The sequence below is a fragment of the Adlercreutzia sp. CNCM I-6216 genome, assembly GCF_977113345.1.
Map to the genome: position 1 here is coordinate 31,261 of NZ_CDSBIE010000016.1, position 12,241 is coordinate 43,501.

The window sequence follows — 12,241 nt, forward strand, 5'->3', positions numbered from 1 at the left end:
CCCGTCCACGGCCATGAGCCTGCGATGGAGCCAGAAGCTGGACGGTCGCTGGTACTATTTCGACTCTGCTTCTCGAATGACGAAGGGCATTGTTACCTGGAAAGATGGCACGAAAAGCTACTATGATTCTCGAGGTCGAGAGACAGGGGGCTGGGTTCAGTCTGATGGTGCTTGGTATTACTTCGATTGGTCTGACGGGAAAGCGGTTCGCTGGCATCAAAAGATTGATGGTCATTGGTACTATTTCGACTCGGATTACCAGATGCACACAGGCTGGCTGAAGTGGGACGGCGTGCAGAAGTGGTCGTACTTCTACAGCAATGGCCAGCAAGCTTTCGGAACCCAGATCATCGGTGGTTACCGCTACGTTTTCGACAGCAATGGGGAAACGAGCACGAAGCCTGTCACTCTGCCTGCCGGTCAGCTGGCCATGTGGAACAAGGCTCAGAACTATTACAGCAATACCAATTACATTATCTTAGTTAATAGCCGCACGCATAAAGTGGGTGTCTTCCGTGGAAGTAGCTATAATTGGGAACCGGTGTGGTATTGGGATTGCACAACGGGCGCCCCTAGCTCCCCAACCGTCAAGGGGACCTTTACCGTAGGGTCTCGCGGTAAGTCGTTCGGCTCCGGTTATACCTGCTGGTACTGGACACAGTTCTACGGCAACTATCTGTTCCATTCGGTGTTGTACCAGCCAGGAAGCATGTCGCACATTCAGGATGGCCGTCTGGGCATCTCCGCCTCTCATGGGTGCGTGCGTCTTGACATCGAATGCGCAAGATGGATATATAACAATATTCCTCGCGGCACGCGAGTGGTATCCTATTAGCATTCCTTCAGGAGGGCGGGAGTATCGGTAAGGTCCGGGAGGTCGACGTCGATCTTCCGGACTTTTTCATGACGTCCCGAAGACGAAGAACGGATGGTCCTATGGTCGAGCGAGAGACAGAAGATCGCCATGGTGAAAAAGGTTATTTCGGTCACCCCCTTGCGGAGACGACTCGCAAGGGACGGTATGCTCTCGTTCTTTTAGGGGTTTGTGCGGTAGCCTTTGCGGGCGTGACGCTAACGCTAATCATGGCGGGGCGCTCGCTTGTTTGGGACACTGACGGGCGTCTGCTGTATTTCCCCTTTATGGTTGCAGAAGGGGAGTGGTTACGAGATATTGCTGCGTCGCTCTTGGCAGGGGATCTGACGGTTCCGCTGTACTCGTTCGATATCGGTTTTGGCGCAGACTGGCTTATTACGGCATCGGGAAATTCCAACGAGCCGATTAATTTTCTTGCGGCTTTGTGCCCGCCAGAAGCATCCGAGTGGCTCTACGATGCTCTTGTGTTCTTAAGGTTCTATCTAGCGGCCCTCACTTTTTCCTTCTATTGCTTTAGCCGTGGCAAAGGCAAAGGGGCGACGCTCGTGGGCGCGCTCTGCTACGTGCTCTGCGGATATGTGCTGTTCTGGGGGGTTTTGCGTCACCCGAATTTCATCGATTTCGCCATATTGCTTCCGCTCGTGTTCATGGGCGCCGATAAGCTGTTCGTAGGCAAGAACCCGCTTCTGCTTATTGCCTCCGTGGCAGGCATTTTCATGTACTCGATTTATTTCGCTTACATGACGTGTCTTTTCTTGCTTGCGTACTGCCTTATAACTTATTTTGTCTACCCTCGCGAGCGATCTGTGGGGGATTTCGCTTTATTGGCGGGCAAATTTGCCCTTTGCCTCCTTGCCGGCTTCGCATTGGTCGGTTTTTCGACGATACCGATGTTCATCACTCTTACCTCCATGGGCCGCGTTGGCATTGTGCGCGAGATCGCCTTCTTCCAGACGGCGGATTTCTACGAGAGTTTTGCCAGTGTGCTTTTGGGCAACCACGAGGCCCAGAACGCTTCGGTGTTGGGAGCGATTCCGGTTATTGCGATTTTGGCTCTTTTTGTCGCACGGGGCTCGATGGATGAACGCGAGCGACGGGCATGGGGGTGCGGGATCGCCCTGTGCCTCATCGGTGCTCTTGTTGCGAAGGTTGGCTCGGTTTTCAACGGCTTTGGTTACCCCACGGATCGATGGGAGGTTATTTTTGGCTTTTGCGCAGCGTACGCGGTTGTGCTCTTGGTGCCCGCAATCCCTCGCTTTTCGGCGCTTCAATGGAGGCGACTTACCGCGCTTGTTACCGTAGTGGCTGTTTGGGCCTTGGCTTACGCGTTCAAAGAGGGGACACTGCTGGGGTTTGCTACAGTGGTCATGTTTGCTGGCATTTACGGAGCATTGGCCCTGTGGGCCTTTTTCCGTCGACGCGCTGCGGGTTCCTCGCCGTCTTTGCCTCGGGTTTTGACTGAACGCTGCTTGCGTGCTTTGCTTATTCTTGCCGTCGTTGCCAATGCCACGGTTCACGTCGGTCTTTTCATGAGTCCGCTCGGCAGTTCCTACTACAAGGAATTCATCCGGACGGGTCATGTGTGGGGTACGCGAGAGCAGCTGGACCTCTCTCCGGCTCTCGACCAACTTGACGATGCCTATCGCATTAATCGAACCGATACCACCTATGGGCGCAATGGCAGCTTTGTGCACGGTTATAAAGGTTTCGACTTCTATTCGAGCTTTTACAATCAGGCCGTCGATGATTTTCGCCAATCGATGGGGTTGTCGGACGATGTGAAAAGCACGATGTTCGACGGAACGCGCCAGCGAGCGGCCCTCGATTACGTGCTCGGGGCCAAATATTACATTTCGTCCACCGAAGCCGCCGATTTGATTCCTGACGGCTATGTGAAGATAGCCGACTTGGGGGAGGCTCATAACGGATTGTCCTACGAGCTGTACGAGACCGACCGGGCTCTTCCCCTTGCTTTTACCTACGATTCGACTGTCACGCAGAAAGATTACGAGGGACTCGATTTGGTTCAACGCCAGGAGCTTCTTACTCGAGCGCTTGTTCTGGCGGTGGATGAGGCAGAAGGTACAGTTCCGCAGCTTGATACGCAGCGAGAGCGTCTTGGTGTCGTAGAGGCTGAGGGGGCCGCCGTCCAGAATGGACGCATCGTGGTCACAAAAAAGAACGCTTCGGTGACGTTTTCTCTCAGCGGGCGCGCTGGTTGCGAGACGTACCTGTGCTTCGAAGGGCTGCGTTTCCGCTCATTGCCTGTTTCGGATGCGGAGCGTCTTGCCGATGAACCGCAACTCGCTTCCGCTGACCTTGTCACGAATCCCTCCTTCGCCCCAGCGAAGACGTGTTGGGTTACGGTTTCGGATGGGGTTCGGGAAAGCTCTTTCGAAATAGCCACAAGCGCTAGTCCCAAATATGCGGGAAAGGAAGGCTGGGCCGTGAATCTCGGCGCCGGCGATGATCCCGTCGCTTCGATTACGGTGACGTTTGGCGGCGTAGGGGTCTACGAGTTTGCCGAACTCTATGGCGCGACTCAGTCTGTCGAAGTTATTCGCGAGAACGCAGAGCGTCTGCGAGAGGGAAATGCCGCATCGGTGGTGTTCGAAAACGATGCTATGACGGTTTCCGTGGGGGCTGTTGATTCGGCCGCTGCGCGAGCGAATCGGGAGAAATCGCGCTACGTATTCGTATCTGTCCCGTATTCGGGGGGCTGGAGTGCTACGATGGACGGAGAACCAGTCGAGATACTGAAAGCGAACGTCGGCTTCATGGCTGTCGAGGTAGATGGCGAAGGCCATGAGCTGCGGTTCTCTTATGTAACGCCAGGGCTCGATTTGGGGCTGGCGAGTACGGGAGCTACTGTCGTGCTGTTGGGCACGTTCGAGTTGGGATGGATTCGTCGTCGGCGGACGGGGACGAATCTAAGAGGGATAGCTGAAAAGGAGCCTATCTGATGATTGACTTCAATGTTCCGCCCTATGTCGGTACGGAAATGGAGTATGTGCGGCAGTCGGCCGAAGACAACCATAAGATATGCGGCGATGGCCCTTTCACGAAACGCTGCCAGTCATGGCTCGAGGAACGTTTTTGTGCCGATAAGGTTTTGCTTACCACTAGCGGAACGACGGCGCTCGAGATGGCCGCCATGCTCTGTGATCTTGAGCCGGGAGACGAAGTGATCTTGCCAAGTTTTACCTTTTCGAGTACGGCGACGGCTTTTGTTCTCATGGGGGCGAAACTCGTGTTCGTCGATATCCTACCCGACACGAAGAATATCGATCCTGCTGCCATTGAGGCGGCCATCACCGAAAAGACTCGAGTTATCGTGCCCGTCCATTATGCGGGTGTTGCCTGCGACATGGACGAAATCATGGCTATCGCAAAGGCTCACGGTCTCCTCGTGGTTGAAGATGCCGCCCAGGGTGTTATGAGCACCTACAAGGGGAAGGCACTCGGTACCATCGGAGACTTTGGGTGTTATTCGTTCCACGAGACGAAAAATTATTCTATGGGAGAGGGCGGTGCCGTGCTCATCAATAATCCGGCCTATTGCGAGAGAGCCGAGATTATTCGCGAGAAGGGGACGAACCGCTCGAACTTCCTGCGCGGTCAGGTGGATAAGTACACGTGGGTCGATAAGGGGTCGAGCTATTTGCCCAGCGACATGAATGCCGCTTACCTTTGGGGCCAGCTTGAGGCGGCTCAAACCATATACGATGACCGTATGGCTACCTGGCATGCCTATAACGATGCTTTTGCCGACTTAGCGGCAGAAGGTCTTGTTGAACTGCCGGTCGTTCCGGACGATCGCGTTCAGAATGCCCACATGTACTATCTTCTGCTTCCGACATTGGAAGACCGGACAAGTTTCATCAGTTTCCTCAAAGAGGGCGGCGTGCAGGCCTGCTTTCATTACGTGCCTCTGCACAGCGCGCCAGCAGGAGAGCGGTTCGGATTGTTCCACGGCGAAGACGTGTACACGACAAAAGTGAGCGAGCGTCTGGTTCGTCTTCCGCTTTACTACGGAATGAGCGATGGGGATCGTGCTCGGGTTATCGAAGTGGTGCGGGCGTACTTCGGCAAGTAACTTCCAGCCTTGTACGGTGTGTGGGAGTGTTGACGATTCTCAATCAGGCGTAAATAAAGTAAAATGCGGGGCGACGAGAAAAGTCGCCCCGTTGTTCTTCTGGGGCGTGTATAGAGAGCGGGATCTTATGAAAAACGCCGATTTCCGCAAGTGGCAAGCGGCCCTCGGAGCGACGCTTTCCGTCTTGCTTGCATTTACCCTTGCTTGGGCGTCTCCGATGGGTGGCGGGTTCAGCCAGGCGGCCGCCTTGGGGGTTGTCACCGCTGATGCGGTGCCCATGAGCGATGGGGCTGCGTCGGGGGAGGGGCAAGCTGCTAGCAAGACGGTTTTGGATGCGGCGGCCGAGTCGGAGGCCTCGGATGCAGCAAACGCAGGTGCCTTCGAGCAAGCTGCCGCCGATGTCGGAAGGGCGGAGCCCGAGGTTGAAGAATCTTCTGCGGAACCTGCGTCTGGCGCAGAGGCCGTGCTAGCTCAGACCGATGCCGACGAGGCGCAACGCGCCGCCGAAGAGCGGGCGACGGACGTCGACGAACTTGGCTACGTTCCGGGCGAAATTGTCGTCATCTACGAGGAAGATGCCTCGGTTTCCGAGCAGAGCGATGTTGCCGCGACTATCGGCACCGAGGGAGAGCCCGAGCCGGCGTCCTTCGAAACCGGTGATGCAGCGGTGGTCGACATCGTCGATGAGATCACGGTGGACACCGCCGTGGAAGCGGCCTCTGCCGAAGACGCCGTGAAGTATGCTTTCCCCAATTACGTGGCCAAAAGCTTCGACGAGCCGGTGGCTTCCGCCCAATCGTCGGCGGCATCGCCACTGGCAACTGGCGATGAGCTGGCTAGCCAGCAATGGTATCTGAGCGCCGTAAAAGCCCCGGAAGCGTGGAGTCTGCTGGCGGCTCCGGGGCGCAGCATTGAGCCCGTGAAAGTGGCCGTGCTCGATACGGGCGCGTCTATCAGCCATTCCGATCTGCAGGACTCCATCGATATGAGCCGAAGCGGCGAGGTCGTTTGGGTCGATATGCAGGCGGGCAAGGTGTCCTTCAAGCCGCTCCGAGGCGACGGCTATTTGAACGGCACTAACGAAATGCCCTTCTACAGCACTCATGGCACCCATGTGGTGGGCATCATAGGCGCCAAGGCCGGTAATGGCGGCGTGCTCGGTGTGGCGAGTGGGGGAAGCACAGCGCTCGCCAATAAGATCGTCTCCATTGCGGCGATTGATATCTTCTCCTGCATTGGTGAAAACAACGACGGCACCAGATTCTCCTCCGCGACGGTGCTCGATATCCTTTACGGGCTGGCGAAGGCACGCGATATGGGCTGCAGCGTCGTGAACATGAGCCTGGGTTTTTACACCGACGACGAGACGTGCATCGCGGCGCTCAACGAGAAGACGTCCGAGCTGGACGAACAGGGCGTTGTCCAGGTCTGCGCGGCGGGCAACGATCATACGGCGGCGAAGTCGTACCCGGCCGCCTGCGATGCGACGCTGAGCGTCATCAGCCTTTCGAAGCGCGGCGCTATTCCCAGCAACTCCAGTACCTATTCGATGAAGACGTGGGAATCGGCCGATGGTTACATGCGCTCGTGGTTCTCGAACTACGGAGACTGGTGCGACATTGCGGCGCCCGGTGAGAACATCTTCAGCACGGGTGTGTTTGAGGGCACGTTGAAGAACGGCTATCTGTCCATGAGCGGTACCTCGATGGCGTCTCCGGTGGTGGCTGCGGCGGCGGCGTTGGTGCAGGCTGCCGACCCCGATTTGTCGTCGGCCGAGGTAAAGGACGTTCTGTGCCGCACCGCCGCCGATTTGCATACAGCGGGCAAGGATGGCGAATCGGGCTGGGGTTTAGTGAATGCTGAGGCGGCGGTGAAGGCCGCGTTGCCCCCTTCTCAGCCAGAGGGGCCAGTAGTTGAGCCTGACGTTCCCGAAGAGGAACCGCCTGCGAGTTTGGCGAATGCGAAGCTGGCGATTTCCTCGCTGACCTACACGGGCAAGGTTCAGACGCCCGCCGTTTCCGTGACACTCGGCGGAGCCACGTTGGTGCAGGGACGTGACTATCGTGTGACGATCTCTCCGACGACGGTAAAAGCGGTTGGTACCTACAGCGTGTCTATGGAGGGCGTGGGGGCCTACCGGGGCACGCTCAAAGGATCCTTCAAGGTGAATGCCGCCGACATCTCATCGGCGCAGATTCAGGCTATTGGCAGCCAGAACTATACAGGTAAGGCGGTAACGCCTCAGCCCAAGGTAACGTGGCAGGGCATGACGCTAATGGCGGGAACTGACTACTCGGTGAGCTATACCAACAACGTGAATGCCGGCACTGCCAAGATGACCATTTCCGGAAAGGGCAACTTCACGGGGACGAAGTCGGTCAGCTTCTCAATTGTCAAAGTCGATCGCAATGTTTGGAGGACGGTTGGAGGCAAGACTTACTACTACGGCGCCGACGGACAGCCGGTGAAGTGGGAGCAGAAGATTGACGGATCGTGGTACTACTTCAACGGCTCCGGCGTCATGCAGACCGGCTGGGTGATCTGGGCCAAGCTCGGCACCAAGAGCTACTTCGACGCTGACGGCAAGGCCCGTACCGGCTGGCACACCCTCGGCGGCAAGACCTACTACTTCGACCCCGCCACCGGCCGCTCGGTGAGGTGGGAAAACAGGATCGGCGGGTCGTTCTACTATTTCAACAGCGCCTCGCAGATGCACACCGGCTGGCTCACGTGGAGCGCCGACAAGAAGCGCAGCTACTTCGATCCGAAGACCGGGAAGGCCTATGTCGGTTGGCATAAAATCGGCGGCAAGAACTATTATTTCGATCCTTTGACTTTCAAAACGCGCTAATTCGAGGAGGGGAGCGATGAGGAAAACATTTCGAAAGATCGTCTCAGGTGTGATGGCCGTTCTGCTGATGCAGCTCTCGCTACCTGCTACCTCGTTTGGCGAGGAGTCTGCCCCGCAGGTGGTGCAGGCGGTAGGGGCAGGTACTGATGGCGCTGAGCAGGAGGGCTCTGTTGTCGAGGCTGCTTCTTTGGCTGGTGATGACGTCGTAACGGTGACGGCCCGCGCCCACAGCGTCGATCCTGACGGATGGAGCGCGACGGTGACCTACGAGAAGCCGCAGGCGGGAGTGTCGACGGAGTTCACGATTACTGCCGATGGCGGCCCGAAGGGTTCCGGCAGCTACCAGTACCAGCAAGGCTTTATCTACAAGTACGATCCCTATATCTGGATATACGACCCCACTTTCCCTCCTGCCGAGACTTTCCGTGATTCCAACGTGCTGAGCTATCAGTTCGTCGGTGCCGGGCGTTATCAATACCAGTTTGTGGTGCGCGACACGGAGACGGCGCGCTATATGCGGTTCTCCTTCGAGGTCGAAGTTGCTGGCGATGGTTTTATCGACGCGAATGAAAAGGCCAGAGAAATCGTTGCAGAGTGCTTGCCCGACGGAAACGTGGACGACTATGAGACGGCGCTTGCGCTGCATGATTGGATCATCGACAACGTCAGCTATGATCACACGTTCAGGAACTTGAGCGTCGATCGGGCGCTCTTGGGCATGGCGGTCACTTGCGAGGGCTATCACGCCGCCTACGTTAAGCTCCTCGAGACGGCAGGCATGGAAACGGGCCGCGTCGAAGGAGGCGGCCATGTATGGACGGCTGTGAAGATGGACGGGAAGTGGTATCACGTCGACACGACCCACGACGACGTGAAAGACAGCCTCGCGGGCGCCGATATCCCGGGCTTCCTCTCGAAGGAGCAGCAGGCGCATCTTCTATTTGGCCTCGATGATGCAACTATGAAGCTAGCGAATGCCGGCTATCATGGGCCAACGGCCGGCTTTGAAGCGGATTCGCTCGAGAACAGCTACTTTATCAAAACAGGCGATATTGCCGAGTGGTCTGATCCTATCGCGATCCAGATTTTGGGGAAGCTCAATCAGAAGGAGACCTCCTTCACCCTAACCCCGACAAACGCGAGTTGGGCTCAGGACAGCTACCGGAATGTTGTCAGCAACCTGGTGGCTTACGAGCTTAACCAAGCTGAATGGACGACGGATAACCAGCAGGCCGATGCTATCGTGCGTATCGATTACGCCGACAACAGGTTCGCCGTGAATACGTTCACGGTTCTCACATCTGCGCCGACAGTGGTTCGGAACTTGATCTATAACGGCGCCAGCCAAGCCGGCCTGGCGGTTCCCTCTGCGGGATCCTATGCCCTGTCTGGAACAACGAAGGCCATCGACGCGGGGACGTACACGGCGACGGTTGCTCCTGGTGCTGGTTACGCATGGGACAAGTTGGGGGATAAGACGGCGCGGAGCTACCAGTGGACGATTGCACCCGCCTCAATTGCTTCAGGCGCGGTTTCCGTGTCGGGCGTCAAAGCCTCTTACGAGCATACGGGCTCTCCCATTCGCCCCAATGTGACGGTAACGCATAATGGCCGCACATTGAAAGCGGGGACGGACTACCAGGTGTCTTACGGGGAGAACACTCAGGTCGGAAAGGCGACGGTGACCATTCGAGGAGCGGGCAAGAACTACTCTGGGAGCAGAACCATCTCTTTCGATATCACCAATCCTCGCAATGCGTGGAGAACCGTCGGCGGCAAGACCTACTACTACGGCGCCGACGGGCAGCCGGTGAAGTGGGAGCAGAAGATCGGCGGCCACTGGTACTACTTCAACGGCTCAGGCGTCATGCAGACCGGCTGGGTGACCTGGTCCAAGCTCGGCACCAAGAGCTACTTCGACGCGGACGGCCGCGCCCGGACCGGCTGGCACACCATCGGCGGCAAGCGATACTACTTCGACCCCGCCACCGCCCGCTCGGTGAGGTGGGAGAACAGGATCGGCGGCTCCTGGTACTACTTCAACGCCGCCTCCGAGATGCAGACCGGCTGGGTGACCTGGTCCAAGCTCGGCACCAAGAGCTACTTCAACGACGACGGGAAGGCCCGCACAGGGTGGCACACCCTGTGGGGCAAGCGATACTACTTCGACCCCGCCACCGCCCGCTCCCTGCGGTGGGAGAACAGGATCGGCGGCTCGTTCTACTACTTCAACGCCGCCTCGCAGATGCACACCGGGTGGCTCACCTGGAGCGCCGACAAGAAGCGCAGCTACTTCGATGTCAACGGCAAGGCCCTTACCGGCTGGCAGACCATCGGCGGGCAGCGCTACTACTTCGATCCAGCAACTTACAAGACCGATGGCGCCGTGGCACAAAGCGTTACGGGTTCAAAAGCTGTGGTGTATTGGGTCGTCGACGGGGAGGTCTACCACACGACGAAGGACTGTGTCTCGCTTAAACGCTCCACGAACATCAAGAGCGGTACAGTAGCGCAATCGGGAAAGAAGCGCGTCTGCAAAAATTGCGGATAGGGAAGGCGGGGCTTTCTGTTCTGTCTTGGCTTCCTCGGCTGCATTTCGAACGAGCGATTTCTCAATCTGAAAGAGTCGTCCGTTCGAAATGCTCGGTTACTCGCCCCAGCGCTGCTCTAGCCACCCCATCACGGGCCGTTCCGGCACGCGAATCCTCGCGAGGTCGATGGCCGCATTCATGGTGTATGTCACGATGTCCGACGGCACGCCCACGACGAGGATCGTCGCAGGGCCCAGGGCGTACGCCCATGCCAGGTGCGGCCACAGCCAGGCGCGCATGATGGGGCTGAACGTGGCGAGAGTCGGGATGGTGGAGAGCGCCACAAAGCCAATGATCATGAGACGGCGCCGGCCGTCGAGAGCGGGCCGCCTTCCGGCCATGCACCGTGCACGCTGAAATGAAACATGACGATGAGCACCATGCTCACGATGCGCAGAAGTTCGATGTTTGAGTTACGCATAGGTCTCCTTGGGCGGTTTGTCGGCGAGACGAAGTATAATCGAGCGAGTCATTGCATCCAACGCTTTTGGGATGGCCTTCGGGTTCAGTTCTCGGGCCTGCAGAAAGGACTTTTTATGATCGATCGCAAGGCATTTCGCTCCCTGTCTTCGGGGCTCTATCTCATCACGGCCAAAGCGGGCGAGCGCCGCTGCGGCTGCGTGGTGAACACGCTCGTGCAGGTGGCCAGCGAGCCGGCCACGTTGTCGGTGTCGCTCAACAAGGAGAACGCCACCACCGCCGCCATCCTGGAGTCGGGCCGTTTCGCCGCCACGGTGCTCGCCGAGGACGCCCCCATGGAGCTCATCGGCACCTTCGGTTTCCACACCTCTGCCGATACCGACAAGTTCGCCGCCTGCGCGAGCGCGGTCGACGGCGCGGAGGTGCCCTACGTAACCGAGCATGGTCTGGCGCGCTTCTCGGTGCGCGTTACCGAGACCATCGACGTGGGCAGCCACTACCTGTTCGTAGGCGTTGTGGAAGAGGCCGAGGTGCTTTCTGCTGGCGATCCGCTCACCTATGCCTACTACCACGCCGTGAAGGGCGGCAAGACTCCGCCCAAGGCCGCCACCTACAACAACGGCGACGAGGCCGCGGTTCCCGGGGTCACCGAGACGGCCGCTGGCGCGCCCGAGGCCGGCAAGAAGATCGCCTGGCGCTGCACCATTTGCGGCTACATCGAGGAAGGCTACCCGGACGGCCTGCCCGAGGGCTACATGTGCCCCATCTGCGGCGCTCCCCGCGAGATGTTCGAGCGCGTGGAGCTGTAGTTCCGGGTCTCGAACCGAAAAAGCCCCCCGACGATTTGCGCCGGGGGGCTTTCGTTTGTCGGGGATTGCGCCGCGCCTACAGCGTGCCGTTGCGCCAGTCTTCCAAACCTTCGATAACGAGCGCGTGGGTGCGCTCCACTTCCGGGAGGTGCTTCTCGGCGGCGTCGTACTCGCCGGCGTACAGCGCGTCGGAGACGAGCGTCGCGCAGTCGTAAAGATCCTTGAACGACAGGTTGCCCGCCACGCCCTTCAGCGCATGGGCCTGGCTGTAGCCCTCGGAGTAGTCCTTGGCCTCCATAGCGGCCTGAAGCGCCACGAGGTTCCCGTCGTCCAGGTACTTCAACGCCAAGCGCTCGTACAGCTCGGCGTTGTCGCCGAAGCGGTCCATGGCGTCCACGTAATCGATGCCGAAGGGACGAAGCTTGTCTGCGATCTGAGCGGTCATGATCGCTCCTTTCCCGTGCAAATTCCGGCGCCCGCGCCCCTCTCTCCTCTTCTTTGGGTAGCGTCCCAAACGTTGGTGTAGGCGCCTAGAATCTGGTCTGTATTCTATACCATCATTTACGCCGCTCTCCTTCCGATCGGGTTGTCGGCGACCAC

9 protein-coding genes are annotated in these 12,241 nt (G+C 58.3%); 6 read left to right on the forward strand and 3 right to left on the reverse strand.

The genetic code is table 11. The annotated features are described in order from the left end of the window. The 5 genes from ACYVRU_RS11115 to ACYVRU_RS11135 all read left to right on the forward strand — a co-directional run. A partial coding sequence (locus ACYVRU_RS11115) for a L,D-transpeptidase family protein (protein WP_451918267.1) occupies nt 1-835 on the forward strand: 835 nt, incomplete at its 5' end. A 101-nt stretch (nt 836-936) separates the two neighbouring features. After that, entirely contained in the window at nt 937-3,837 is a 2,901-nt protein-coding gene (locus tag ACYVRU_RS11120) for a YfhO family protein (RefSeq protein ID WP_461186154.1), read from the forward strand. Further along, nucleotides 3,837-4,970: a dTDP-4-amino-4,6-dideoxygalactose transaminase gene (gene rffA, locus ACYVRU_RS11125; protein ID WP_114539812.1), complete on the forward strand. Its 1,134-nt coding sequence runs from the start codon at nt 3,837-3,839 to the stop codon at nt 4,968-4,970. The genes ACYVRU_RS11120 and rffA overlap by 1 nt, the downstream gene beginning before the upstream one ends. Nucleotides 4,971-5,097: 127 nt before the next feature. After that, entirely contained in the window at nt 5,098-7,821 is a 2,724-nt protein-coding gene (locus tag ACYVRU_RS11130) for a S8 family serine peptidase (RefSeq protein WP_173113605.1), read from the forward strand. 16 nt (nt 7,822-7,837) lie between these two features. Beyond that, nucleotides 7,838-10,372, forward strand: coding sequence for a transglutaminase domain-containing protein (locus ACYVRU_RS11135; RefSeq protein WP_331883515.1), 2,535 nt, complete (start codon nt 7,838-7,840; stop codon nt 10,370-10,372). A 96-nt stretch (nt 10,373-10,468) separates the two neighbouring features. Here the strand turns inward: ACYVRU_RS11135 and ACYVRU_RS11140 are convergent, their stop codons facing one another. Continuing rightward, nucleotides 10,469-10,711 carry a hypothetical protein gene (locus ACYVRU_RS11140; protein WP_173113599.1) on the reverse strand — a complete coding sequence of 81 codons (243 nt, stop codon included), beginning with the start codon at nt 10,709-10,711 and terminating at the stop codon, nt 10,469-10,471. Next, nucleotides 10,708-10,833, reverse strand: coding sequence for a hypothetical protein (locus ACYVRU_RS11145; RefSeq protein ID WP_269434837.1), 126 nt, complete (start codon nt 10,831-10,833; stop codon nt 10,708-10,710). Before ACYVRU_RS11145 ends, ACYVRU_RS11140 begins: the two co-directional genes overlap by 4 nt. 115 nt (nt 10,834-10,948) lie before the next feature. On the opposite strand from ACYVRU_RS11145, the gene ACYVRU_RS11150 reads away from it, so the two are divergent. Continuing rightward, the gene (locus ACYVRU_RS11150; RefSeq protein WP_173113596.1) at nt 10,949-11,641 is read left to right on the forward strand and encodes a flavin reductase; all 693 of its coding nucleotides are present in this window, start codon (nt 10,949-10,951) and stop codon (nt 11,639-11,641) included. A 76-nt stretch (nt 11,642-11,717) separates the two neighbouring features. On the opposite strand, the gene ACYVRU_RS11155 is transcribed toward ACYVRU_RS11150, so the two are convergent. Then, the gene (locus ACYVRU_RS11155; protein WP_173113593.1) at nt 11,718-12,086 is read right to left on the reverse strand and encodes an Hpt domain-containing protein; all 369 of its coding nucleotides are present in this window, start codon (nt 12,084-12,086) and stop codon (nt 11,718-11,720) included. Nucleotides 12,087-12,241 lie beyond the last annotated feature (155 nt).

What these genes read in the sequence shown, in the direction of transcription:
- ACYVRU_RS11120 (WP_461186154.1), top strand. Translation starts at nt 937, where the DNA reads ATGGTCGAGCGAGAGACAGAAGATCGCCATGGTGAAAAAGGTTATTTC.
- rffA (WP_114539812.1), top strand. Translation starts at nt 3,837, where the DNA reads ATGATTGACTTCAATGTTCCGCCCTATGTCGGTACGGAAATGGAGTAT.
- ACYVRU_RS11130 (WP_173113605.1), top strand. Translation starts at nt 5,098, where the DNA reads ATGAAAAACGCCGATTTCCGCAAGTGGCAAGCGGCCCTCGGAGCGACG.
- ACYVRU_RS11135 (WP_331883515.1), top strand. Translation starts at nt 7,838, where the DNA reads ATGAGGAAAACATTTCGAAAGATCGTCTCAGGTGTGATGGCCGTTCTG.
- ACYVRU_RS11140 (WP_173113599.1), bottom strand. Translation starts at nt 10,711, where the DNA reads ATGATCATTGGCTTTGTGGCGCTCTCCACCATCCCGACTCTCGCCACG.
- ACYVRU_RS11145 (WP_269434837.1), bottom strand. Translation starts at nt 10,833, where the DNA reads ATGCGTAACTCAAACATCGAACTTCTGCGCATCGTGAGCATGGTGCTC.
- ACYVRU_RS11150 (WP_173113596.1), top strand. Translation starts at nt 10,949, where the DNA reads ATGATCGATCGCAAGGCATTTCGCTCCCTGTCTTCGGGGCTCTATCTC.
- ACYVRU_RS11155 (WP_173113593.1), bottom strand. Translation starts at nt 12,086, where the DNA reads ATGACCGCTCAGATCGCAGACAAGCTTCGTCCCTTCGGCATCGATTAC.